Origin of the sequence: Acinetobacter kyonggiensis (assembly GCF_900107285.1) — a bacterium.
GTDB lineage: Bacteria > Pseudomonadota > Gammaproteobacteria > Pseudomonadales > Moraxellaceae > Acinetobacter > Acinetobacter kyonggiensis.
In genome coordinates this window covers 1-23202 of record NZ_FNPK01000021.1, presented here as the reverse complement: position 1 = coordinate 23202, position 23202 = coordinate 1, and the positions used below count along the sequence as shown (strand labels likewise).

At 38.7% G+C, this 23202-nt stretch carries 20 protein-coding genes and 1 pseudogene; 11 read left to right on the top strand and 10 right to left on the bottom strand.

Going from position 1 to position 23202, the window contains the following annotated elements:
* Positions 1 to 153 precede the first annotated feature (153 nt).
* Together BLV99_RS18750 and BLV99_RS14070 are read left to right on the top strand one after the other, a co-directional pair.
* Complete coding sequence (locus BLV99_RS18750) at positions 154 to 402, top strand: Arm DNA-binding domain-containing protein (protein ID WP_425283560.1); 249 nt, start codon at positions 154 to 156, stop codon at positions 400 to 402.
* Positions 403 to 1322: 920 nt separating this feature from the next.
* Complete coding sequence (locus tag BLV99_RS14070; protein WP_092691822.1) at positions 1323 to 1613, top strand: helix-turn-helix transcriptional regulator; 291 nt, start codon at positions 1323 to 1325, stop codon at positions 1611 to 1613.
* A gap of 32 nt (positions 1614 to 1645) precedes the next feature.
* On the opposite strand, the gene BLV99_RS14065 is transcribed toward BLV99_RS14070, so the two are convergent.
* Positions 1646 to 2824 carry an MFS transporter gene (locus tag BLV99_RS14065; protein WP_092691858.1) on the bottom strand — a complete coding sequence of 393 codons (1179 nt, stop codon included), beginning with the start codon at positions 2822 to 2824 and terminating at the stop codon, positions 1646 to 1648.
* Between the two features lie 121 nt (positions 2825 to 2945).
* Positions 2946 to 3212, bottom strand: a complete 267-nt coding sequence (locus tag BLV99_RS14060) for a metal/formaldehyde-sensitive transcriptional repressor (protein ID WP_092691819.1) — start codon at positions 3210 to 3212, stop codon at positions 2946 to 2948.
* Between the two features lie 56 nt (positions 3213 to 3268).
* Here BLV99_RS14060 and dmeF point away from each other — a divergent pair.
* Positions 3269 to 4242 (top strand): annotated as a pseudogene (gene dmeF, locus BLV99_RS14055) (CDF family Co(II)/Ni(II) efflux transporter DmeF).
* A gap of 107 nt (positions 4243 to 4349) precedes the next feature.
* Positions 4350 to 5051 (top strand): DsbC family protein, encoded by a 702-nt coding sequence (locus tag BLV99_RS14050; RefSeq protein WP_092691817.1) that lies wholly within the window; start codon positions 4350 to 4352, stop codon positions 5049 to 5051.
* An 87-nt stretch (positions 5052 to 5138) separates the two neighbouring features.
* Here BLV99_RS14050 and BLV99_RS14045 read toward each other — a convergent pair whose 3' ends face one another.
* The 3 genes from BLV99_RS14045 to guaD all read right to left on the bottom strand — a co-directional run bounded on the left by BLV99_RS14045 (position 5139) and on the right by guaD (position 7653).
* Positions 5139 to 5396, bottom strand: coding sequence for a GlsB/YeaQ/YmgE family stress response membrane protein (locus tag BLV99_RS14045; RefSeq protein ID WP_086166497.1), 258 nt, complete (start codon positions 5394 to 5396; stop codon positions 5139 to 5141).
* 190 nt (positions 5397 to 5586) lie between these two features.
* Positions 5587 to 6114 carry a hypoxanthine phosphoribosyltransferase gene (gene hpt / locus BLV99_RS14040; protein WP_086166496.1) on the bottom strand — a complete coding sequence of 176 codons (528 nt, stop codon included), beginning with the start codon at positions 6112 to 6114 and terminating at the stop codon, positions 5587 to 5589.
* Between the two features lie 222 nt (positions 6115 to 6336).
* Positions 6337 to 7653: a guanine deaminase gene (gene guaD / locus BLV99_RS14030; protein ID WP_092691812.1), complete on the bottom strand. Its 1317-nt coding sequence runs from the start codon at positions 7651 to 7653 to the stop codon at positions 6337 to 6339.
* Positions 7654 to 7757: 104 nt separating this feature from the next.
* Between guaD and BLV99_RS14025 the strand changes: the two genes are divergently transcribed.
* Entirely contained in the window at positions 7758 to 8330 is a 573-nt protein-coding gene (locus BLV99_RS14025; RefSeq protein WP_092691809.1) for a nucleotidyltransferase family protein, read from the top strand.
* Positions 8331 to 8478: 148 nt separating this feature from the next.
* Here the strand turns inward: BLV99_RS14025 and BLV99_RS14020 are convergent, their stop codons facing one another.
* Both BLV99_RS14020 and BLV99_RS14015 read right to left on the bottom strand, forming a co-directional pair.
* On the bottom strand, positions 8479 to 9438 hold the full coding sequence (locus BLV99_RS14020; protein WP_092691807.1) for a TerC family protein: 960 nt from the start codon (positions 9436 to 9438) through the stop codon (positions 8479 to 8481).
* Positions 9439 to 9755: 317 nt separating this feature from the next.
* Positions 9756 to 10949 carry a sugar transporter gene (locus BLV99_RS14015; RefSeq protein WP_092691803.1) on the bottom strand — a complete coding sequence of 398 codons (1194 nt, stop codon included), beginning with the start codon at positions 10947 to 10949 and terminating at the stop codon, positions 9756 to 9758.
* Between the two features lie 542 nt (positions 10950 to 11491).
* On the opposite strand from BLV99_RS14015, the gene BLV99_RS14010 reads away from it, so the two are divergent.
* Positions 11492 to 11776: a GNAT family N-acetyltransferase gene (locus tag BLV99_RS14010; protein WP_086185431.1), complete on the top strand. Its 285-nt coding sequence runs from the start codon at positions 11492 to 11494 to the stop codon at positions 11774 to 11776.
* A 35-nt stretch (positions 11777 to 11811) separates the two neighbouring features.
* On the opposite strand, the gene BLV99_RS14005 is transcribed toward BLV99_RS14010, so the two are convergent.
* Together BLV99_RS14005 and mpl are read right to left on the bottom strand one after the other, a co-directional pair.
* Positions 11812 to 12882: a zinc-dependent alcohol dehydrogenase family protein gene (locus BLV99_RS14005; RefSeq protein WP_092691800.1), complete on the bottom strand. Its 1071-nt coding sequence runs from the start codon at positions 12880 to 12882 to the stop codon at positions 11812 to 11814.
* Positions 12883 to 13419: 537 nt separating this feature from the next.
* Positions 13420 to 14784: a UDP-N-acetylmuramate:L-alanyl-gamma-D-glutamyl-meso-diaminopimelate ligase gene (gene mpl, locus BLV99_RS14000; protein ID WP_092691798.1), complete on the bottom strand. Its 1365-nt coding sequence runs from the start codon at positions 14782 to 14784 to the stop codon at positions 13420 to 13422.
* A gap of 254 nt (positions 14785 to 15038) precedes the next feature.
* Between mpl and BLV99_RS13995 the strand changes: the two genes are divergently transcribed.
* The 4 genes from BLV99_RS13995 (at position 15039) to BLV99_RS13980 (ending at position 19405) form a co-directional block, all read left to right on the top strand.
* Positions 15039 to 15377 carry a DMT family protein gene (locus BLV99_RS13995; protein ID WP_004650919.1) on the top strand — a complete coding sequence of 113 codons (339 nt, stop codon included), beginning with the start codon at positions 15039 to 15041 and terminating at the stop codon, positions 15375 to 15377.
* A 418-nt stretch (positions 15378 to 15795) separates the two neighbouring features.
* Positions 15796 to 16320 carry a 5-(carboxyamino)imidazole ribonucleotide mutase gene (purE, locus tag BLV99_RS13990; protein WP_092691795.1) on the top strand — a complete coding sequence of 175 codons (525 nt, stop codon included), beginning with the start codon at positions 15796 to 15798 and terminating at the stop codon, positions 16318 to 16320.
* 15 nt (positions 16321 to 16335) lie between these two features.
* Positions 16336 to 17457, top strand: a complete 1122-nt coding sequence (locus BLV99_RS13985; protein WP_092691793.1) for a 5-(carboxyamino)imidazole ribonucleotide synthase — start codon at positions 16336 to 16338, stop codon at positions 17455 to 17457.
* A 664-nt stretch (positions 17458 to 18121) separates the two neighbouring features.
* Complete coding sequence (locus tag BLV99_RS13980; RefSeq protein WP_092691789.1) at positions 18122 to 19405, top strand: lytic murein transglycosylase; 1284 nt, start codon at positions 18122 to 18124, stop codon at positions 19403 to 19405.
* A 79-nt stretch (positions 19406 to 19484) separates the two neighbouring features.
* Here the strand turns inward: BLV99_RS13980 and BLV99_RS13975 are convergent, their stop codons facing one another.
* The gene (locus tag BLV99_RS13975) at positions 19485 to 20612 is read right to left on the bottom strand and encodes an anhydro-N-acetylmuramic acid kinase (protein ID WP_086185438.1); all 1128 of its coding nucleotides are present in this window, start codon (positions 20610 to 20612) and stop codon (positions 19485 to 19487) included.
* A gap of 80 nt (positions 20613 to 20692) precedes the next feature.
* Here BLV99_RS13975 and tyrS point away from each other — a divergent pair, with 80 nt between their 5' ends.
* Positions 20693 to 21907, top strand: a complete 1215-nt coding sequence (gene tyrS / locus BLV99_RS13970) for a tyrosine--tRNA ligase (protein WP_092691786.1) — start codon at positions 20693 to 20695, stop codon at positions 21905 to 21907.
* The last annotated feature ends 1295 nt before the right edge of the window (positions 21908 to 23202 follow it).

Genomic DNA, 23202 nt, shown 5'->3' with positions numbered 1-23202 from the left:
ATAGCATTAAGTTTTAATAACTTAGTGCTTTTTTAATGCCTTTTTATTGTTCCTATATGTTCTATGTATTCATCTAGTGCTATGCTTTTTTTAGTCACTAATAAGTTACAGTCTTAAAAGTGACTATATTTTGTATATGGTGACTAAGTTGTGATGCAAGCAGAAAAGATACTTTTTTCTACTGATAGAGAAATTAAAAATCTAAAAGCTGGTGACAAGAGATATACAGCCAAGGATGCAGTAGCGAAAGGCTTGTTCTTAGATATAACAACGACTGGCGTTAAGTCATGGTGGTATCGTTATTCTTTAAATGTAAAACAGGAAAGACTGGTTATAGGTCGTTATCCTGATTTGTCATTAAAATATAAAATGCCCGATGAAATTCATCAGGCATTTGTTTGAAATAAGTGTCAACCTATTTCAGGACTAGACATAGGTAGAAAGTCAGGCACACATATCAGCCATAACGCATTTAATAGGGCGCAATAACTGATATATCTGATTTTACTATTCATATTTACGCCGTACAGCAAGTACAAATTTAAATGAGCAGGGTTTTAACAGTGATGCAATCGAAGCATGTTTGAATCACACCATGCGAGGCGTTTATAACAAAGCAAAGTATGAAAAAGAACGTATAGATATTATGGAGAAATGGAGTAATTATATTTTTAGTGTGATTTATGAGCCTAATTTGATCTTTTTTAATCAAGTTAGAGGGGCTTAATAAATATTTATGTTAATTAGATTACTTAGTGAACAGCGGTGAAATATATATTTCATTATTTTTCAGTTATTTAATATCAAGTCGCGACAAGATTTAACGCGCTTGTTTTTTAAAGGTTAACTAATTAGAAAAAGATGGTTAAAGTAAGCATAGAAGTTCAATACATTCATTTAGAACGCTTTAAGCGTAGTGAGTATCTAGAAGTTGTGGTATTGAACAAAGAAAAAAGACCAAGTACGTCAATACTTGATCTTTTTTGTGAAACAGGTGGCTTTAGTAACGTCAATTACTAAATGCCATTAACTTTTAACCGCCGTCCGACAAGACACATAGCTAAGAGATATTAGGAATGTAAAACGATTAAAAACTAAGTTTTTTAACTTTGATAGGTAAACCTATCTTTACTAATACTAGTTCAAACATGGCATAAGTCAATAAGTTTGTTTTAGCAATTTCTAATTCATTGAGCTTATTGAGTTGCTATGTATCACTATATTTAATTAAGAAAATTTAGTTTTTTCTAATAATTACATTCTTTTTACACTCTTGTTTTGTGTCTAGGCATCCCCCTTTTAATTTATTGAGGAATGTTTAGATGCTTTTATCTAAAAAGCAACAAATCGGAAATGTACGCCTAATCCGTCGTAAAGAAGTACAAGACAAAACAGGTCTTGGCGCTTCATCTATTTATGCCATGATGGCACAGGGTAAATTTCCTAAGGCTGTCAATATTTCAAAGCGCCGTGTTGCTTGGATTGAGTCAGATATTGATTTTTGGATAGCTGAATGTATTGCACATAATAAGCAAGCAGTAAAGAGATACGGTAAAAAAGTAAGTCATAACATTGATGAAATTGTAGATTCTTTACAGTTAAAACTTTTCTAAAATTGATTAAAAAAATAGCCTTTAAATGAAGGCTATTTTTTTAATGATGAAATTTTCTTATGCCAAACAATTAAAGTTAAGCAGAGTAAACCAACGCCTATACAAAATCCTAAAACACCGGTGGTTAAACCAAAATGATCTGCTAAATAACCCACGGCAATAATTGGCACAATCGTGCCTAAATAACCAATAAATAAATAGGTCGACATCACGGCTGCACGGTTATCTGCGGTAGTCATTTGGTGAATTAAACCAAATGCACCTAACAAGCCTAGGCCATGCCCTATACCCAACAAAATATCGCTGATAAAGAACAAAATGCTCCACTGCATACTCATGCATAAGCCGAGTAAAATAAAACTGAGCAGCAAGGTCATCAACCCTAAAGTTAAGCTTTTAGCCGCAGTCAGATCTTTAGCAAAAAATTGTACTAAAGCAGAAATGAGTAAAATACTCGAAATTGCAGCCCCACTAATCAAAGGCCCATGCCAAGGAATTAAATCTTTAACAAAAGAAGGTGACAGCGATGCGAATAAACTAAAGGCTGCAAAAGCACAAAATGCAGTGAAGCCTGCAATAAAAAATAATGACTTATATTGGGCTTCTGGTGTTTCTAAACGCGGTGCAATGGAAAAAGGTTGAGCTTTAAATTGTGGGACTTTTAACCAAAACAAACCAAAAAAGCATAAAATTGCTGCTGCAATAATCGGTAAATAAGGTGTCGTTAAGGGGGAAGTCGAAAATTGTGCAATCAACCCACCAATAAATGGCCCCAATCCAAAACCAATCACCGTAATGATCGAACTTAACTGAGGTGCATTTGGCTTATGACGCTCTGGAATTGTCGTAATGAGACCCAACATTGCCGAAGTGCTGATCAGTCCTGAAGCAATGCCAATAATAAAGCGCCCAAAAGCCAACCAAGTTGCATTGGGGGAAATGGCGGAAATGGCTAAGCCTAAGATGACAAAAAGGATGCCGATTTGTAAGGTGCGTAGAAATCCTAAACTGTTACTGATACGACCTAAGAAGAGCAATGTTGCCAGACAACCAAACATATAGGCGACAAAGATATAGGTAATATGGCTAGGGAGTAGATGCCAGAGTTCTTGATAAATGGGATATAAAGGACTGGCGAGAGCCGTTCCAATGGTTCCAATACAAAGTGCTAGGCTGACCATGAGAAAGGGTCGCCATGATTGTTGAGTCATCATGTCGGGTCACAAAAATACCCGCTAAATTTAAAATATAGCGAACATTTGCAGAGAAATAAGAAGAGTTGTAGATTAGTTCTTCTTTAACGACCACGTCAATTTATAAGATGTAACTCATTTAACTATAACGCTTTAATAATTTTAAAAACTCAGCAAGTTCATTTTCATTCACTTCAGTTTGTTCCTTAATCACGTGATGGCGCAAATGAGACTCGATTAATTCAGTCATTAAACCGTTTACCGCCCCTTTAATTGCAGCGACTTGCTGTAATACCGTAATACACGAGTTTTCAGGGCTATTTAAAGCTTGCTCTACTGCATTAATTTGTCCTTGTAAGCGTTTAACACGATTTTTAATTTTCTGATCTTGATGTAAATGAGCCAATACAATACTCCAAAAAATCAATATACTGTAGGGGAGTATATTTTAACACTAAGATTATGCAAAAAGCCCCACTCATACGATCACATACTCATCAGTTTGATGAAGGTAATCCCCTCGCACAAAAACGTATCCTCTTCGCGACTATTCTAACGGCAGTCATGATGTTATTAGAAGTGATTGGCGGTTGGATTTACAATTCAATGGCATTGCTTGCTGATGGTTGGCATATGAGTTCGCATATGTTGGCATTAGGCTTGGCTTATTTTGCCTATCGCTCTGCCCGTCATTATGCCAAGGATAGCCGTTTTAGTTTTGGGACATGGAAAATTGAAATTCTAGCGGGCTATAGCAGCGCCATTTTATTGATGGTGGTGGCATTATTTATGGCCTTTCAGTCTATAGAACGACTATTTAACCCTGTTGATATTCACTATAACCAAGCCATTCCAATTGCAATTTTGGGTTTGGTGATTAATCTGATCTGTGCTTGGTTACTGCATGATGGTCACCATCACCATCACCATCACCATCACCATCACCATCACCACCATGAGCATGAAAATGAGCATGCTCATATCCATCATGATTTAAATCAAAAAGCAGCTTTTATGCATGTCGTGGCGGATGCGGTTACTTCAATTTTTGCCATTATTGCTTTGTGCGCAGCGAAGTATTTGGATTGGGGTTTTCTTGATGCCGTATTGGGTATCGTGGGTTCAATTTTGGTTGCAAAATGGGCGATTGGTCTGATACAAGAGACTGGAAAAACCTTACTCGATGCAGAAATGAATCATCCCGTGGTCGAGGAAATTCGTGAAGTGATTGCTGAGTTTCCTCAGGCTGAGATTACCGATTTGCATGTATGGAAAGTTGGAAAGGGAAAGTTTTCTTGTATTTTGGCTTTAGTCACTGATTCCGATTTAAATGCAGACCAAGTTCGTGGGGCGTTATCCATTCATGATGAAATCGTGCATATCTCGGTAGAAATAAATTTTCTGTAAAAAATAGACATGTTCCACGTGAAACCTGAAGTATGCAATATGTTTGGTTTAAGTAATGACGGTTAAAAATGACTAAAGTTCTGCTCGGATTTTGAGTAGAATCAGCTTGAATAATTTGAACCTTTGAGTAAAAAACATGATTAAAAAAACATTGGCATTGGCTTTCGTCAGCTTTATTTCAACCTTAAGTTTGGCCAATGTTGATACGGTCAAAAGCAACCTTACGAAACAACATCCAAATTTGAAGATTGAAAATATTCAAACCACCGAGATGAAAGGTATTTATAGTGGTTCGATGGATGGTCAAGTGGTATATGTTGGTGAAGATACACAGCATATTTTAATTGGTTCAATGTTTCGTTTAAGTGATCAGAAAAATTTAACCAAAGATTTAATGCTCAAGCAAAATACTATTGATTGGAAAAAATTACCTTTACAGGATGCTGTAAAAACGGTGCGAGGTAATGGTAAACGCCAGATTGCGGTCTTTTCTGATCCAAATTGTCCATATTGTAAACAGCTTGAGACTGAATTAACCAAGTTGAATGATGTCACGATTTATACTTTTATTTACCCGATTAAAACGCAATCTATTGCTGTTTCAAAACAGGTTTTCTGTGAAAAAGATCCTGCTTTAGCATGGTCAAATTTGATTGCCAAAGGCATTCAACCGAGCTCGAAAAAAACCTGTGGCAATCCTATTGAGCGTAATTTAACTTTAGGTAAGTCACTGGCTTTAAATGGCACACCCGCGATTATCTTTTCCAATGGTTTTAAAGTGATGGGTGCCTACCCTGCACAAGAAATAGAAAAAATGTGGCAAGAGTTAGGTTTATAGGATATTGCTTGCTGAACTAAAGCATAAAAAAGTACCTTGTAGAAAGGTACTTTTTTTATTTGGGCAGTTACGCATCTTAAAGTGTCTTTAGCCGCCAGATTTTTTTGAAACCAAGTTATAAAGAAATAAGATAATAATGGCGCCAATGACTGAGGCAATAAATCCAGCAGCAGAGTTTTCACCATAAAGTCCGAGCAAACGCCCACCATAAGTTGCTAATAAAGACCCTGCAATACCCAATAAAGCGGTAATCAAAAAACCTGCTTTATCATCTCCTGGATGAATGGCTCGAGCAATTAAGCCCGCAATAAAACCGACCACGATCGCAACGATGAGTGACCACATGTGTCTTCTCCTTTTTATCGTTTGTTTATCTACTTTCAATTCGCTTTCATGTTCATAATTAATCATTTATCGAAAATGAAATAGATCAATCATGCTAATAACTGTTGTTTTTATGTTCGTTTTAAAATGTGGTGAATAAAAAAAAGTGGCCTTCGGCCACTTTAAGTCTCTATTGGTAGCTATAGTGTGCTTATAGACCAATTTCACCAATAAAGGGAATATGGCGATATTTTTGGTCGAAGTCTAAGCCATAACCCACAATAAATTTATCTTCAACTTCAAAGCCTAGAAATTTCACATCAAGTTCGATTTCACGGCGTGAAGGTTTACTGATTAAAGTACACAGTTCAATAGAGTGAGGATTACGGGTGCTTAAAATTTCCAGCACTTTGCTGAGGGTATTGCCCGAATCAATAATATCTTCAATAATCAGAACATCTTTACCGCGAATTTCGCCGTCTAAATCTTTTAAAATTTTGACATCACGTGTTGATGTCGTACCGCCACCGTAACTCGATACCGTCATAAAGTCGAGTTCATGCGGTTTACTAATGGTACGGCATAAATCAGCCATGAAAATAACTGAACCGCGAAGTAAACCAATCAGCACAAGTTCTTTGTCACTATGGGCATAGTGAGCATCAATTTTTGCACCAAGCTCTTTGACTTTAGCGTGAATTTCTTCCGCTGAGATCATTACGCTCATATGAATGGTCATGGGTAGATACCTAAAAGCAAATCAAAAAATAAAAAAGGTGTTGACCAGCAACACCTCAAAAGATGTTCTAATTTTAATACATCTACTCAAGAGATGCATCTTTTTTGCAGTTGAAAATGTATTCAGCCTTGAGTTGTACAGTCTCATACCTGATTTAAAATGCACAATTCAGCACGATTAACATCAGCAATACATTCTTTTTACTGCCTCTTTTTTTTAGTTTTATGCTTTGATATAAACGGGTTCTCCATAAATATAAGTGGCATGGATATTACGATCATCCCCCATGGTCATCAGGGCAAATAAAGCATCTTCTATGCCTTTGGCACGTGCTTGGCGTAGGGCTTGTAAGGCGGTTGCTTTTAAATCTAATACAATAAAATCGGCTTCTTTGCCCAGATTAAAATTCCCCAGTTTATCCGCCAGATCTAAGGCTTTGGCTCCACCTAAAGTCGCGTGATACAAAGATTCAAAAGCAGAAAGTTTATCGCCCTGAAGTTGTTGCACTTTATAGGCTTCATTTAAGGTTTGCAGTTGGTTAAATGACGTGCCTGCACCAATGTCTGTGCCTAAGCCGACTTTGACTTGTTTTTCCCATGTTTTTTTCAAAGGAAATAAACCACTGCCTAAAAATAAATTAGAGGTTGGACAAAAGGCGATGGCAGAGTTGGTCTCATGCATACAGTCCCATTCAGCCTCTTCTAAATGCACACAATGGGCAAAGATCGAGCGCTGTCCTGTTAAACCATAATGATGATAAACATCTAAATAGCCTTGTTGCTCAGGGAATAACTCTTTAACCCATGCAATTTCATTTTTGTTTTCGCTTAAATGGGTATGCACATACACTTCAGGATATTCAGCTTTTAACTGTCCTGCTTTTGCCAGTTGCTCAGGAGTCGAGGTCGGTGCGAAACGTGGCGTAATGGCATACAAGTTACGACCTTTACCATGCCATTTTTCAATCAGTGCTTTAGAGTCGCTATAAGCACTTTCAGCGGTATCACATAAGTCTTCGGGTGCATGACGATCCATCATCACCTTCCCTGCAATTAAACGCATATGATGCCGTTCTGCTGCTTCAAATAATGCATCAACCGATTCAGCATGTACGCTACAAAAAACTAAAGCAGTCGTGGTGCCATTTTTAAGCAGTTCTTGCACAAAAAATTGGGCAATTTGGTCTGCATAATTTTTGTCTTTAAATTGCAATTCTGTTGGGAAGGTATAACTGTTGAGCCATTCGAGCAGTTGCTCGCCATAAGCGCCGACCATTTCGGTTTGTGGGAAATGAATATGGGTATCAATAAAACCTGGCACAATCAGTTGCTCAGGATAATGCTCAAATGGTATATCTTCATTCAGCAAATGCTGCCCATCTTGCCATGTGCCAAACCACGTGATTTTCCCTGCTGTGATGATGACTAAACCATCTTCAAGGTAACGAATGGCTTGAGGAATATCTGCTGCCTGAGAAACCGTGTGTTGAATATCAAGAAAGCGACCACGAACGGCGCGTTGAGCCTGAATGGGAGACATACAATAACCTTTAACGTGTAATTTTTTCGATTGATTGTACCTGAAATTATTCTATTTTTAGGCATATTGAATGCCGATTGTGAAGAGATCTCAAGGAGCAAAGGATGCAGTTGGCTGAAAACTATCAAAATCTGCTGAAGAAAAACCTTTTAAAGCATCGGGATCTTTATGCCAGATTGCTTTTTTTACGACAAGTGAAACCCGAGGCATTTTGCAGTGCAGGTGTGATTCGCAATCTTATTTGGTCTGTATTGCATGATCAGCATTATGAACTTTCACAGACTGAAATTGATGTGATTTTTTATGATGCAGAAGATCCGTCTGGTTTTGAACAGCGGTATTTGGCTGAAATTTTAAAGCAGAAATTTCCTGAAAATGACTGGGATGTTGTCAATCAGGCATGGGTTCACCAATGGTACACCACAGAAAATGGCGCTTCGATTCAACCGTTACAATCGATTCAACATGCATTGTCTTTATGGCCTGAAACGGCGACGGCAGTTGCTGTACGCTTATTGGAAAATAATGAGCTTGAAATTATTGCACCCTTGGGTCTGGATGATTTATTTGAGTTAAAACTAAGATGGAATAATGCGTTGGTTAGTCATCATGTTTTTATGCAAAGAATGGAAGAAAAGCAGTTTTTGCGCAGATGGAAAAAATTACGCTTGTTATGATGAATGCGCCTTTAACCTGTTTATGAGCATGTTCCCGTATTGAACAGTGGCGGATGGCATTTTCGTATATCTGGTCTTGTCTTTAGTTTCTTATTTTAGGAGTAAAAAAGCCCTCCACGTGGGGAAGGCTTTTATGGTTAGTAAGACATTAAGATAGTGATTCTTGCTTCTTGTTATAGCGAATTGATAACCAAGCGGTAATGGCCAAAGTGATGACAATAAAGCCAAGTGAAATCCAAATTGGCATATGGAATACGTCTAGCATTAACATTTTGAAACCAATAAATAGCAAGATTATTCCTAGACCGTAGGGTAAATAGTGCATCTTTGATGCAGCCCCCGCCAGTAAGAAGAACATTGCGCGTAAACCTAAAATCGCCATTAAGTTTGCAGTTAAGACAATAAAGGGATCACTGGTGACTGCAAATATCGCAGGAATAGAGTCGACGGCAAAAATAACGTCCGATGCTTCAACCAAAATTAACACCAGAAATAATGGCGTTGCCCATAACAGACCATTTTGACGAACAAAGAACTTATCCCCTTCTAGCTTAGGTGTGATACGTATGTGCTTACGCAACCACTTTAAAATCGCCATATCTTCAATATTTGGGTCTTCTTCATGTCCTTTTAAGAACTTAAAGCCGGTATAAACGAGGAATGCACCGAAAATATAAAGCACCCATGAGAACTCTTGTACGAACCATGCGCCAATAAAAATAAAGATGGTTCTGAGAACAATCGCGCCAAGTACGCCATAAAGCAGAATTTTACGCTGTAAAGCGGGTGGAATAGCGAAGGCAGCAAAAATCATTAACCAAACAAAGACATTATCAATCGCGAGAGATTTCTCTAATAGATAACCTGCAAAGTATTCCATGACTTTGGTATTTGCGATGGCGATGCCAGCTGTCTGTTGTAGGTAAAACCATAAGCCGCCACCAAATAGAACAGCGACAGAAACCCAAGCCATACTCCAGTACGCTGCGGTTTTAATTTTGACTTCTTGACCTTGTTTTTGTTTAAAGCCTAAAAAGTCGATGGTGAGCATGACGGCAACTAAACCGAAGAATGCTAAATACAGCCATAAACTGCCAATTGTTTCCATGTGAATCCTCCACATCTGACAACCGGCCATAAAAAAACCTTGACCTGTTGCCAGATGATTTAAACATCTGCGTCAACATGATCAAGGTCTTGCCTACATCTGAATACCAATGTTTGGTTATTTCAGATGCTCAGATACCGACTTTTTGCAAAGTGTAATGACGATATTCTGACACGTCAGTCATTTAAAAAGATCAAATGGCTGACGTTTGAAGGAGGCTACTCCCCTTGTTCAACATAATTTAGTTTTGGATTAAATCCAAATATGGCTAAAGAATCGCATATTTATTGTCATTGTGCAAATTTTATCTGTAGTGGTTACAATTTCATAAAGTCTTTGCGCTGGATCAACACTAACGCCAAAACCATGCCGAAAACTGCGACTAAGCCACCCACGAAGCCAATATAACTTAGACCATAACGTGTGGTAACCCACCCACCCAATAATGCACCACAGCCAATGCCGACATTATAAAGACCTGAATAAATAGCCATAGCCACATCGGTTGCATCTGACGCAAGGTTAAGCGTTTTGGCTTGTAGGGCTAAGCTCAAGCCAATAATACCCATCCCCCAAAATAAGCTGAGCATATTTAAGCTGATAATATTTTGTGCTAGAGGAAGCAACAGCAACATGGAAATGGCTAAACATAGACTGCTGAAAGGAATCGCAATTTTAGGATAACGCGCACCAAATTTGCCAAATAAATAAGAACCTAAGAAACCAGCAGCACCATAAATGAGCAATAAAGTGGTGGTTTGTGATGAACTAAAATGTGCGATATTTAGGGTAAAGGGTTCGATATAACTATAAGCGGTAAATTGTGCGCTAATGATAATAATCGTCAATGCAAAGACCAGCATCAAGCTTGGGCGTTTAAATAGGATGGCAATACTTTTAAATGAACCTGAATTGATACTGGGCAGCTTCGGGAGCATTTTTGCCAAGGTCAGACAAACGAGTGCTGCACCAATGGCAATTAAAGCAAAGGTATTGCGCCAACCGTAGGCTTCACCAATCATACGTCCGAAAGGAATACCTAAAACCATGGCTAAAGCCGTTCCTGTTGCAAGTAATCCTAAGGCTTGAAATTCTTTACCTTTAGGTGCGACACGAACGGCTAATGAAGCCGTAATTGACCAAAATAATGCATGTGCAAAGGCAATTCCGATTCGGCTTGTAAGCAGAATCTCAAAACTCCATGCAAAATAAGACAGCACATGACTAACAATAAAAACCACGAATAAAGCAATCAACAAAAAGCGTCGTTCAATATTTTTGGTTATTAACATCATGGGCAATGAAATCAGTGCAACCACCCATGCATAAATGGTAATCATGATACCTACATCTGTGGCAGGCATATTAAAACTGTGGCCAATATCACTCAGCAATGCCACAGGAATAAATTCAGTGGTATTGAAAATAAAGGCAGCAAAAGCAAGGGTAATGACACAAATCCATTGGTGTGATGGATTGGGAGACGCTGTTTCTGAAGATGACATTGACATAAGTCAGGAAACTTAAATGAGCAGCGTTAAATTTTAGGCTTAAGTTGCAGACTTGTTAAGCTAAAATGTAGTGGAAAAGTAATGCTAAAAATAGTTAAAAGATGATCAGTGGAATATTGCTTAGTTAATTTTTCTACTGAATTGCTTGCTTATTTAAATGGGTTTCTTAACTTTTCTTTGTAAATTGACAATACTAGGGCGAGTGCAATAAAAAACAAAAAAATGATCGCAATTAAATCAAGATCCATAAGCGTTAGTCTATAAAATTTACTCACCAATCTAAAGGTTTAAGATTTTGTTTTATATCCCTTTAATTGGGTATTTGTGATTAATGATACTCATGTAAGTGACGTTGTATGGATAATGAATTAGTTTTTATTGATTATATGAGCTTGATTTTTATTGTGAAAAATAAAATATAATGACTTTACCCTTTGACCAAGTTTGTATTCGACAAAGATCCAACTATGCATGCTGTTTTATTTCGGTAAGATATGTTTTGAAGCATTAATCATTTAGAGACGAATAATTTAGAGGACGTTATGCAATTTCAACATTTAGATAATAAACAAAAGGGCGAATTCTTTTTAGACGATGCTCAAGGCAAACGCATTGCAGAAATTAGTTATATCTGGCGTAGTGAAGAGATTATTGTTGCGGATCATACTTGGGTGGATGATTCTTTGCGTGGGCAAGGTGCCGCGCGAAAGTTACTGGATGTTTTGGTTGAATTTGCACGTGAAAAGCAGTTAAAAATTGTGCCGACTTGTTCTTATGTGGATACGATGTTTAAGCGTGATCAGAGCTTGGTTGATGTTGCAGCATAAAAAAAGCCTCTTAAAAGAGGCTTTTTAGGGTTAAATTAGAGATCAATAATCACTTTCATGGCATTTTCATCAGCAGCATGTTTAAACACATCATAGGCTTTTTCAAATTCTGCAAATTTAAAATGATGGGTTGCCAGTTTTTCTAAGGGTAATTTTCCAGAACAACAGGTTTTTAACAACATACCCGTAGTATTCGCATTGACTAAGCCTGTGGTAATGGTGAGGTTTTTAATCCAAAGTTTATTGAGTTCAAAATTCACTGATTTACCATGGACACCAACATTCGCAATATGTCCGCCCTCTTTGACAATATGTTGGCAAGTATTCCAAGTGGCTTCAATACCTACGGCTTCAATGGCACAGTCCACACCACGCCCTTCAGTAATTTCTAATACACGTTGAATTGCATCTTCTCGATTTGAATTAATAGTATGGGTAGCACCTAATTCTTTGGCAAGTTTTAAGCGATTGTCATCCATATCAATGGCAATAATCGTTGCGGGGGAATAAAATTGTGCGGTCAATAAGCAGCCCATGCCAATTGGCCCTGTACCAACAATTGCAATACTATCTCCGGGTTTAACATCACCATATTGCACGCCAATTTCATGTGCTGTCGGTAAGACATCAGATAAAAATACAGCAACTTCTTCATTTAAACCATCAGGGAGTAGATAAAGTGAAGTATCAGCAAATGGAGTGCGAACATATTCTGCATGGGTACCGTCAATCATATAACCCATAATCCAGCCACCGTCATTGCGGCAATGTGCATAAAGTTGTTTTTGACAGTTTTCACATGTGCCACAGCGGCTGACACAGGAAATAATGACACGATCACCTTTCTTGAAATTTTTGACGGCGGCTCCGACTTCTTCAACAATACCAATACCTTCGTGACCTAAGATTCGACCATTGAATTGTCCTATTTTTTGGGTGGCTTGTTCTTCAATTTCTGGGTTTTTACCTTTCCAAATTCCGAGGTCTGTGCCACAAATTGTAGTTTTGGTCACGCGGATTACAGCATCAGTTGGGTCAATAATATGTGGATGAGGGCGTTCTTCAAAGCGGATATCATTTGCACCGTAGTAAACCATGGCTTTCATGGAGTAGTTCCTTGTTATGATTATTCATTGAGTTGGATTGGCGTAAAGCACTTCCTTTTCATAAGGCTTTTCTGTTGATTTTTTAAGCTAGCACTTTTGTAGAATAAACTCAGTAGTAAAAGTACTGGTATTGCACTGTTCTACAATGAGATTTGTATGAAGGTATTTCAAAATTAAAGTAAATTACTTTAGGGCCGTGAATATAAAATGAAGCTGATTTTTTATGTGGAAGTAATATTTGGACATAAGAAAAGTTTTGTAAATATAGCGACTTAGCATTGAATATTAGAATGGGCTCAACGTTGTTGGACTCTTAATTTGATTATTGATGCGATTTGAACATGATGTATATCATTTTGAAGAAATAGCATGATAAAAAATAGCTTTAATCCTTCTTCTATTCTTCAGCTCAAATATAGTTCATGCAGTTGATTACTCAGTTTTATAGGATTAAGTAAAAAAGAATATTGTTGTTATTCATGATTCTAATTTTGAGTGTAAAAAAGCCCGCAAAGCGGGCTTTTTTACACGAATAGATTAAGCTTGTAATGCAGCAATCAATTTCTGATGTAACCCGCCAAAACCGCCATTCGACATAATCACGACAGCATCGCCCTCACCTGCCTCACTGACCACTGTTTGAATAATATCTTCTAGTGAACGAGCCACTACGGCTTTATTTGAAGCGGCTTCAATCACGGGTTGCAAATCCCAGTCTAAACCTTCAGGTTGATACCAAATCACTTCATCAGCTAAACGTGCAGAATGAGCTAAACCATCTTTATGGCTTCCCATACGCATGGTGTTGGAACGTGGTTCAATAATCGCCCAAAGTTTACGTTCGGCAAGGCGTTTACGTGCGCCGTCTAAAGTGGTTTCAATGGCTGTTGGATGATGGGCAAAATCGTCATACACTTCAATGCCACGTACCGTGCCTAATAATTCCATGCGGCGTTTTACACCACCAAAATTCGACAAGGCTTCACAGGCTTGTTCAATCGAAACACCGACATGTTCAGCCGCGGTAATGGTTGCCAAGGCATTGGCAACGCTATGTTGCCCAGTCATATTCCATCTCACGATGCCTTTGACAACACCATTTTCTAACACATTAAAATGTGAACCATCGGCAGAGAGTTGTTCCGCAGAAAGTGCTGCTTTGGCATTGGCTTCTAAACTGGTTCGAACCACAGGTGTCCAACAACCCATTTCGAGCACTTCATCAATATTGCTTTCCGTAATCGGGGCAATAATGCGACCTTCACTTGGAATGGTACGAACTAAATGATGGAATTGTTTTTGAATGGCAGCCAAGTCATCAAAAATGTCGGCATGGTCAAATTCAAGGTTGTTCAAAATCGCTGTTTTAGGATGGTAATGCACAAACTTAGAACGCTTGTCGAAGAATGCAGAATCGTATTCATCGGCTTCGACACAGAAGTATTTACCGCCACCCAAACGTGCACTTTCGCTAAAACCTAAAGGTACACCACCAATCAAAAACCCTGGATTTAAACCCGCTTGATCCAGTACCCAAGCCAACATAGTCGTGGTTGTGGTTTTGCCGTGAGTGCCTGCAACCCCTAAAACGTGTTTGCCTTGTAAAACATGATCGGCAAGGAATTGTGGGCCTGAAATATACGGTAACCCTTCATTGAGCATATATTCAATCGCATCAATGCCACGTTTCATGGCATTGCCCACAATCACTAAATCAGGATGGGGTTGTAAATGGCTACGGTCATAACCTTGCATTAAGGTAATGCCTGCATTTTCAAGTTGGGTCGACATCGGTGGATAGACATTTGCATCTGAACCCGTCACTTTATGACCCAAGTCACGCGCTAACAGCGCCAGTGAACCCATAAATGTGCCACAGATACCCAAAATATGCAGATGCATACACTTAACTCCGCTGTGTTTTAGACACATCACTTTTTTATTGTGCTGTTGTCGTGATTAATTTGATTTGAAAGCAACGATAGCAAGGGTTTCACTGAAAAGATAGTTTTTCTTGTATCTATTCATGGGATTGTAGGATGGGTTTTATCGTGTCGTTCGATGCATGTTGTCGGGAAGAAAAATCAGCATTTAAATGACATGATTTTTTATTTAAAAACCGTAAAATATTCACGAGTGTTCCAGATAAATTCAGCATGTTATTTCCCCTGTTACTTTTAATTGTCTCGAATTGTTTTATGACTTTGGCTTGGTATGGTCATCTAAAATTTTTACATGGTGCGCCACTGTGGCAGGCGATTTTATTTGGTTGGCTGATTGCCCTGCTTGAATATAGTTTTATGATTCCTGCCACGCGATTATTGGCGCAACAAGGTTGGTCATTGGGTGAGATGAAAATCACGCAGGAAGTGGTGACTTTGTTGGTTTTTGTGCCTTTTATGATTTTTCTATTTAAACAGCCTTTTAAGTTGGATTATGTGTGGGCAGGATTGTGTCTTTTGGGCTGTGTCTATTTTGTTTTTAGAAGTCAGTAAAACTTGATTTTATAAAAATGTGGTTTACACAACAAAGCCTTTTCAATGATCCTTTAATTTTGGAAATAACCTTCGGTTCGACTTACTTTTGTTTTGGCAAAAGTAAGCAAAACCATTGTCATTCGCAAAACTCGTTAGATACCACCGAAAACTATATTAATCGCAGAAACATTACTTATTAAGTGTAGTCCTGCCTCAAACAGTTGCGAATGACATTTCCGCGTATCAATTTACTTTTAGGGTTTGAAATCAATTTCTTTATTATTTTCCAAAAAAATAGCGGAAATATAGCAGTACGGCATCTGTTAAATTTTGGCGAGACGAATTTTCAGTCTATAATAGCGAGCTTCTGATTCATGTAAAGCTTGGCTCTCGTCGAGATTTATCCTTCCTTACATTCGTTTATGGAATATTTGCAATGAATGCGGCCGCTGCACAAGACGCTCCTTTAGTTGGAATTATCATGGGTTCTCAATCTGATTGGGCAACTTTAGAACACACTGCCAATATGCTCAAACAGCTTGGTGTCCCTTTTGAAGCTGAAGTCGTTTCTGCCCATCGTACGCCGGATCGTTTATTCGAATATGCTGAAACAGCACGTGATCGTGGTATTCAGGTGATTATTGCTGGCGCAGGTGGTGCAGCACATTTACCGGGTATGTGTGCAGCGAAAACTGATTTACCTGTACTGGGCGTTCCTGTGAAATCGTCTATTTTAAATGGTGTCGATTCATTGCTTTCTATCGTACAAATGCCTGCGGGTATTGCGGTCGGTACATTGGCGATTGGCCCTGCGGGTGCAACCAATGCGGCAATTATGGCAGCGCAAATTTTAGGTCTGACACGTCCTGAAATTGCAAAAAATGTTGCCCAGTTCCGCGATGCTCAAACTGAAAAAGTGGCAAGCAACAATATTCCAGGTCACATTCCGAGCCAAGCTTAAAACGGGACATATGTTATGGATAAAACCATCGGTATTTTTGGTGGTGGTCAACTCGGCCGTATGATGGCGCAAGCTGCCCTACCACTGAATATTCAATGTACTTTCTTTGAAGCAAGCACAGATTGTCCATCGGCTGTATTGGGTCAAGTGATTTCAAGCAAAGCTGAAAATGGTTTACAGGATTTCATCAACAGTGCGGATGTCTTCAGCTTAGAGTTTGAAAACACGCCCTTGGCTGATGTTGATGTATTGATCAAAAACAAAGATTTGCATCCACCTCGTCAGGCTTTAGCCATTGCACAACATCGTTTGTCAGAAAAAGCTTTGTTTGATGAATTAGACATTCCTGTTGCACCCTATCGTGCAGTGGATTCATTCGACAGCTTACAACAAGCGGTTGCTGAACTGGGCTTGCCGATTGTCCTGAAAACCACCACTGGTGGTTATGATGGTAAAGGTCAATTTGTCCTTCGTTCAGCAGATCAAATTGAACAAGCTTGGGCGGAATTGGGGCCAGCGGGTTCCTTGATTGCAGAAAGCTTTGTAACGTTCTCTCGTGAAGTATCAATTATCGCGGTGCGTGGTCAGAATGGTGATGTGAAAACTTGGCCATTGGCTGAAAATCACCATCACAACGGTATTTTGTCGCACTCGATTGTTCCTGCACCCAACAGCGCTGATTTACAGCCTGTAGCGCAGGATTACATCACTCGCCTGCTGAATCATTTGAATTATGTGGGTGTGTTGACGCTAGAATTGTTTGTCACTGACAACGGTTTATATGCCAATGAAATGGCACCCCGTGTGCATAACTCAGGTCACTGGTCGATTGAAGGCGCTATCTGCTCGCAATTTGAAAACCATATTCGCGCTGTTGCTGGCCTACCTCTTGGTTCAACGGATGTGGTTCGCCCGACCGTGATGATCAATATCATTGGCAAGCATCCAAAGTCTGAAGATGTATTGGCGCTCAATGGTGCACATTTACACCTGTATAATAAGACTGAACGTGAAGGTCGTAAGATTGGTCACATCACACTAATGCCAAATGACAGTGCTGAATTGACCACTTTATGTCGTCAATTGGCGAAAATTTTGCCAGAGCCATTAGCACTTACTCAAGATATGAGCATTTAATCCTTCGATTGAATGGAAAAAAAGCGGTCATGCCAATGACCGCTTTTTTTATGCCTGAAGTTCGGGCATGATTGCGCCTCTTTTGAACTAGCACCATATTTATTGGAACAAAATAAAAATAACAGCATGCCATTGATGCAATAGTTCATAAATATTCTGCATAAAAAACCAACACCTGAAAAATATGCTGTATTCAAGTTTTGTTGTGCTTGAACAGGATAGATTTTTTAAATTCAAAAGATAAAAATAAATTTAAAATGATCTTAATTTGAATTCAAAAGCCATAATTTTGAATTTAAAAAAATGAATTCAAGGCGAAATTTGCATTATGAATTCAAACTTTAAATTTAAAAATAAGTTTTGAATTTAAAGTTTTATTAATATAAAAGCAGATAAAATATAGAGAAATAAACTTATCCACAGTAGGTTTGAATTTAAAAAGTATGTTTAAATTTAAATATGCGAATTTGAATTTATATTTTGGTTGGTTTTGAATTTAAATTTTAAGAAAATCAGGTATTGTGGATAACTTTTTAAATTTAAAAGGTAACTATGAATTTAAAATAAAAACAATGAATTTAAATTTACGATTTGATTCAGAAGTTCTGGATTGATGATGGTATGGTAAAAACATAATTTAAATTCAAATACCATTAGGGATACTATGCGTCGCTTAGCTTTCGTTTTAGGTTCAGTTTTTTTAGCCATGACTCAAGCCAAGGCTGAGTTGATTATTAATGGTCAAAGTATTTCTTCTTCGCCATCCAGTTTTAATACAGCATCTACAGCACAAAATGATTTTCAGCAATGTTTGACTAATTTACGTACTCAAGCAATTGGTTCGGGTGTAACGGGTTTGACCTATGATCGTTATACGCAAAATTTAACCCCAGATTATTCAGTGATTGAAAAACTGAACTACCAGCCTGAATTTTCTACCCCGATTTGGGATTATTTATCCGGTTTGGTGGATGAAGAGCGGGTGCAATTGGGGCAGCAAAAATTGGCACAACATCGTGAGGTGCTAAATCGTGTTGCAACCACCTATGGCGTACCCGCTGAAACCGTGGTGGCAGTTTGGGGGGTGGAAAGTAATTTTGGTCAAATTTCGGGAAGTTATCCTTTATTACAAGCTTTGGGCACTTTAAGCTGCGAAGGTCGTCGTCAAAGCTTTTTCCGTGGTGAGTTTTTTACCACGATGCGAATTTTACAACGTGGTGATTTAACTGAGCAGCAAATGAAAGGCTCGTGGGCAGGCGCATTTGGTCATACTCAATTTATGCCTTCAACCTATGAAGAGTTAGCTGTTGATTTTGATGGTGATGGTCGTCGTGATTTGGTGTCCAGTACCTCTGATGCCTTGGCTTCTACTGCAAATTTCTTAAAAAAACGCGGTTGGCAAACAGGTATGCCTTGGGGTTTTGAAGTGCATATTCCAGAAGATCTACCGATTGGTGGAGAAAGTCGTCGCAATAAAAAACCTTTAAGTAGCTGGATGAGCCGTGGTGTGGTTCGTGCGGATGGGAGTGCTTTAATTCAAGGGAATTTATCGAGCAGTAGTGCTGCTGGATTGATGGCACCTGCTGGCGCGAATGGTCCAGTCTTTCTTGTCTTTAAAAATTTCGATGCTATATATAGTTATAACGCTGCGGAAAGTTATGCCTTAGCGATTGCGCATTTGTCTGATCGTTTACAAGGTGGTGGTGGTTTTAGTCAAGCTTGGCCGACCGATGATGCGGGAACTTCACGGGCAGAACGTCGTGAAATTCAGCAGTTTCTGCTCAATAAAGGCTATGATATTGGCGCAGTCGATGGATTGATTGGTGATAAAAGCCGTCAAGCGATTCGTCAGGAACAGATTCGTTTGGGTCTTAGTCCAACAGGGCGTGCTGGACAGCAAATTTTAGCTGCTTTTCGCAATGAAAATGCCCAAAAAATGATGCGATAAAGTTAATGGTTTTAAGATGTTAAGTTAAGAATCAAAAAAGGTCTGTATAAAGCAGACCTTTTATTTTGCGTATTTGTACTTATACCGCAGTAATGCTACCTAAAATTCGATAGCCTGCTGCACCCGTGACTGCGGGTAAGTTGCCACTTTGTTGATTGACAAAGCGCATTGCTAACCAAGCAAAAGCAGTGGCTTCGACCCATGTCGGGGCTAAGCCAATCGCGGATGTGGTTTGAACAGACCAATTGTGTTTACGTAACCGCCAACGCAATTGTTCAAGTAAATGTGAATTATAGGCCCCACCACCACAGACATACACTTCACCGGTATCCATGTTTGAGCGATAAATGGCTTTTTTAATCGCACGCGTGGTGAGTTTGAGTAAAGTCGCTTGAATATTTTCAGGGATATCTTCTAATTCGTTATATTCAAGATCATTGTGCCAGTCGGCAATTTGTTCATCCAGCCATTCTAGGTTGAAATCTTCACGGCCTGTGCTTTTCGGTGGTTCTTTAGAAAAGTATTCGTGTGCTTGTAAGCGGTCGAGCAAGCTACGAATCGGTTGACCGTAGGCTGCCCAATTGCCATTTTCATCATAGGGTTGCCCAGTATAACGATGGCACCAAGCATCCATTAAAATATTGGCGGGGCCAGTATCAAAACCAAACACACCGTCTGGGTTGCCTGCGGGTAACATACTGACGTTGGCAATGCCACCGAGGTTTAAAATGACACGGTGAATACTGGAATGTTGAAATAAGGCTTGATGAAATGCAGGCACTAAAGGTGCGCCTTGACCACCAGCCGCCATATCACGACGTCGAAAATCTGAAATTACAGGAATTTGCGTCATTTCAGTAATGATATTGGGGTCACCAATTTGCAAGGTAAAACCATGTTCAGGACGGTGACGAATGGTTTGTCCATGTGAACCGATCGCTTTAATTTGGCTACGATCTAAATGATTGTTTTCAATCAGCTCATTAATGCCGCGACCAATCATTTGAGCCAAAGCAACATCCGCTTTACCCATACGATCAATTTCATTGTCATTCGGTAAGGTCAGCGCCATCAGTTCATCACGTAAGTCTGGATCAAATGGCAAGGTCAGGGTGGCATGAAGCTGCAAAGGATCAAATGAAGCAGCAACGATGTCAACGCCATCCATGCTGGTGCCGGTCATTACCCCAATATAGATCGCTGTCATGATGATAGTTAAGCCTGCATTGTGCTGAAAAAGTGTTAGTATATCGCACAAATTGTATAACTGATGTATTGGGTTTTGTGATGTCAAATTTCCTGCCGGCTGAAGAACAACTTGCCCTCATTCAACGAGGCACTCATGAAATTATTTCTGAAGAGGATCTGTTAAAGAAACTTAAAGAAAATCGTCCCTTAAAAATTAAAGCGGGCTTTGATCCAACAGCACCGGATCTGCATTTAGGTCACACTGTATTGATTAATAAGCTAAAAGTGTTCCAAGATTTGGGGCATGAAGTGACGTTTTTGATTGGTGATTACACCGCGATGATTGGTGATCCAACAGGTAAAAGTGCAACCCGTCCACCCTTGTCACGCGAACAGGTGTTGGAAAATGCCAAAACGTATCAAGAACAAGTGTTTAAAATTCTTGATCCAAATAAAACCAAAGTGCGTTTTAACTCTGAATGGTTTGCCGAAAAAACGGCTGCTGACCTGATTCAATTGGCTTCACAGCAGACGGTTGCCCGTATGCTTGAGCGCGATGACTTTACCAAGCGTTACAACAATCATCAACCAATTGCGATTCATGAATTTCTGTATCCTTTGGTTCAGGGTTATGACTCAATTGCTTTAGAGGCTGATGTAGAGTTGGGCGGTACAGACCAAACCTTTAACTTATTAATGGGTCGTACGCTGCAAGGTCGTTATGAGCAAGAAGCACAAGTCTGCATTACCGTGCCGATTCTTGAAGGTTTAGATGGCGTCAATAAAATGTCTAAATCTTTGGGTAACTATATTGGGGTATTTGATGCTCCAGGTGCAATGTATCAAAAAGTACTTTCAATGCCTGATAGTTTGATTGAACGTTATTTCGAGCTTTTAAGTTTCAAATCACTCGATGAAATTGCCGTGTTATTGAAGGATGTGGCAGAAGGTCGTAATCCTCAAGAAGTGAAAAAGATTCTTGCGCTTGAATTGGTTGAGCGTTTTCATGGTGCAGATGCTGCTGCCAATGCGCATAAAGGTGCAGGGAACATCATTACGGAAGGTGAATTACCTGAAGGCACACCTGAAGTCACGATTTCTCGTGGTGAATTTGGTGGTGAAATGTTTATTGCTTCTATTGTGCGTGCAGCCGGTTTAACTAAAAATGCAGCCCAAGCCAAAGATGCCGTTGCACGTGGTGCAGTGAAAGTCGACTGGGCAGTGGTTGATGTTAATTTTTCTGTTACTGAGAACAAAACTTATATTATTCAAGCAGGTAAGAAAGCGATTGCGAAAGTTACATTTGTTGACTAAATCGGCATACTTGTATTGAAATAAAAGCAGGCTTCGGTCTGCTTTTTATTTATCAAATTCTTAATAAGTTATGTAGATAAGTAAATTCAAAAAACCTTATAAAAACAAGAGTTAAATTTTTCCATTCGTATTGCATTTCTATATGCTTATGTATAAGATTTATTCATCTAGCTGTTGTGTAGAAAGCATGGTTAGAAAGTGATTTTATAAAAAGCTGCACAGTTTTAAGTCTTTCCCCCGAGAGACTTTTTTAACGATATATGTAGATAACTATAATAATGACATCTATGGATCTAATAATGATCTAACTCCAAGGGAGAGATTTTGGGAGAGATCTCTTTCTTTTTTTCTATCTAAAATTTAATGAAGTCTAATTTAGGCGAATCATTTTGACTAAGCTGTTGACACATAACACAGCAATAATGCTTCCTTCACGAATACTCAGCATATTGTTTAGATATCTGACTGTATTTACCTTCATAAAATAGACATTTAACGCACTCATTTTTCAGCGCTATAAATTCCCGAGAGGGAGTTTCATTTTTAAAACACGATATATGGGTGATTGTAGTCTCTAATTCAGATTGGTAATAGCTGAAGTGCTGCTCTAGTATTGAGCATAATTCAAAGCATGCAGAAGCTAATTTTGGCTGTACTTTAATATGTTTTGTAATGCGAGTCTGTGGAATTAAAAAGTGGGTATGCAATAACTGTTGAGATATTTTACTTGAGGTGATTAGAGAATCTCTTTTTGACCGTTGCGAACCTTGGCATGTTTGCTGGTAAAAATTATGCGTGGGAAAGTTCTTTGAGTGGTGCTGTAATATTTGAGTAATGTTAAAGCAGAATAAATTAGGCATCTAACCAGCCTTATTTTTCAACTCAATAAAAGTGGCTTAATCTATATGCTGTTTAAGGGCGAGAAGGTCTTTAATAACAAGCATACTGAAAATTAATTTTTATAAAAAAGCATTTTTTAGGGTTAAAACATCTAAAAAATAGCCAGAAAAGCAGTTTTCTTGCAGTTTTTGCTGAAAAAAAAGACATACGTGAAGAATAAGTGAATTTAGGGGTTGCGCAAGATAATAAACTGTATAGAATACGCAGCATCCCGACGAGATAGCCGGAAACAAACGAAGCACGAGGTGCTGAGTTGTTAAGGAATATCAAGTTGAGCGACTTAATTACTGACGAAGTATTAAGAAGATCATTAAGAGATTATGAAGAACAACTTGTGTGGATTTTTACTGGTTGATTAATCGAAATTATTTTCATTGATTGATGGTAGAAATTAC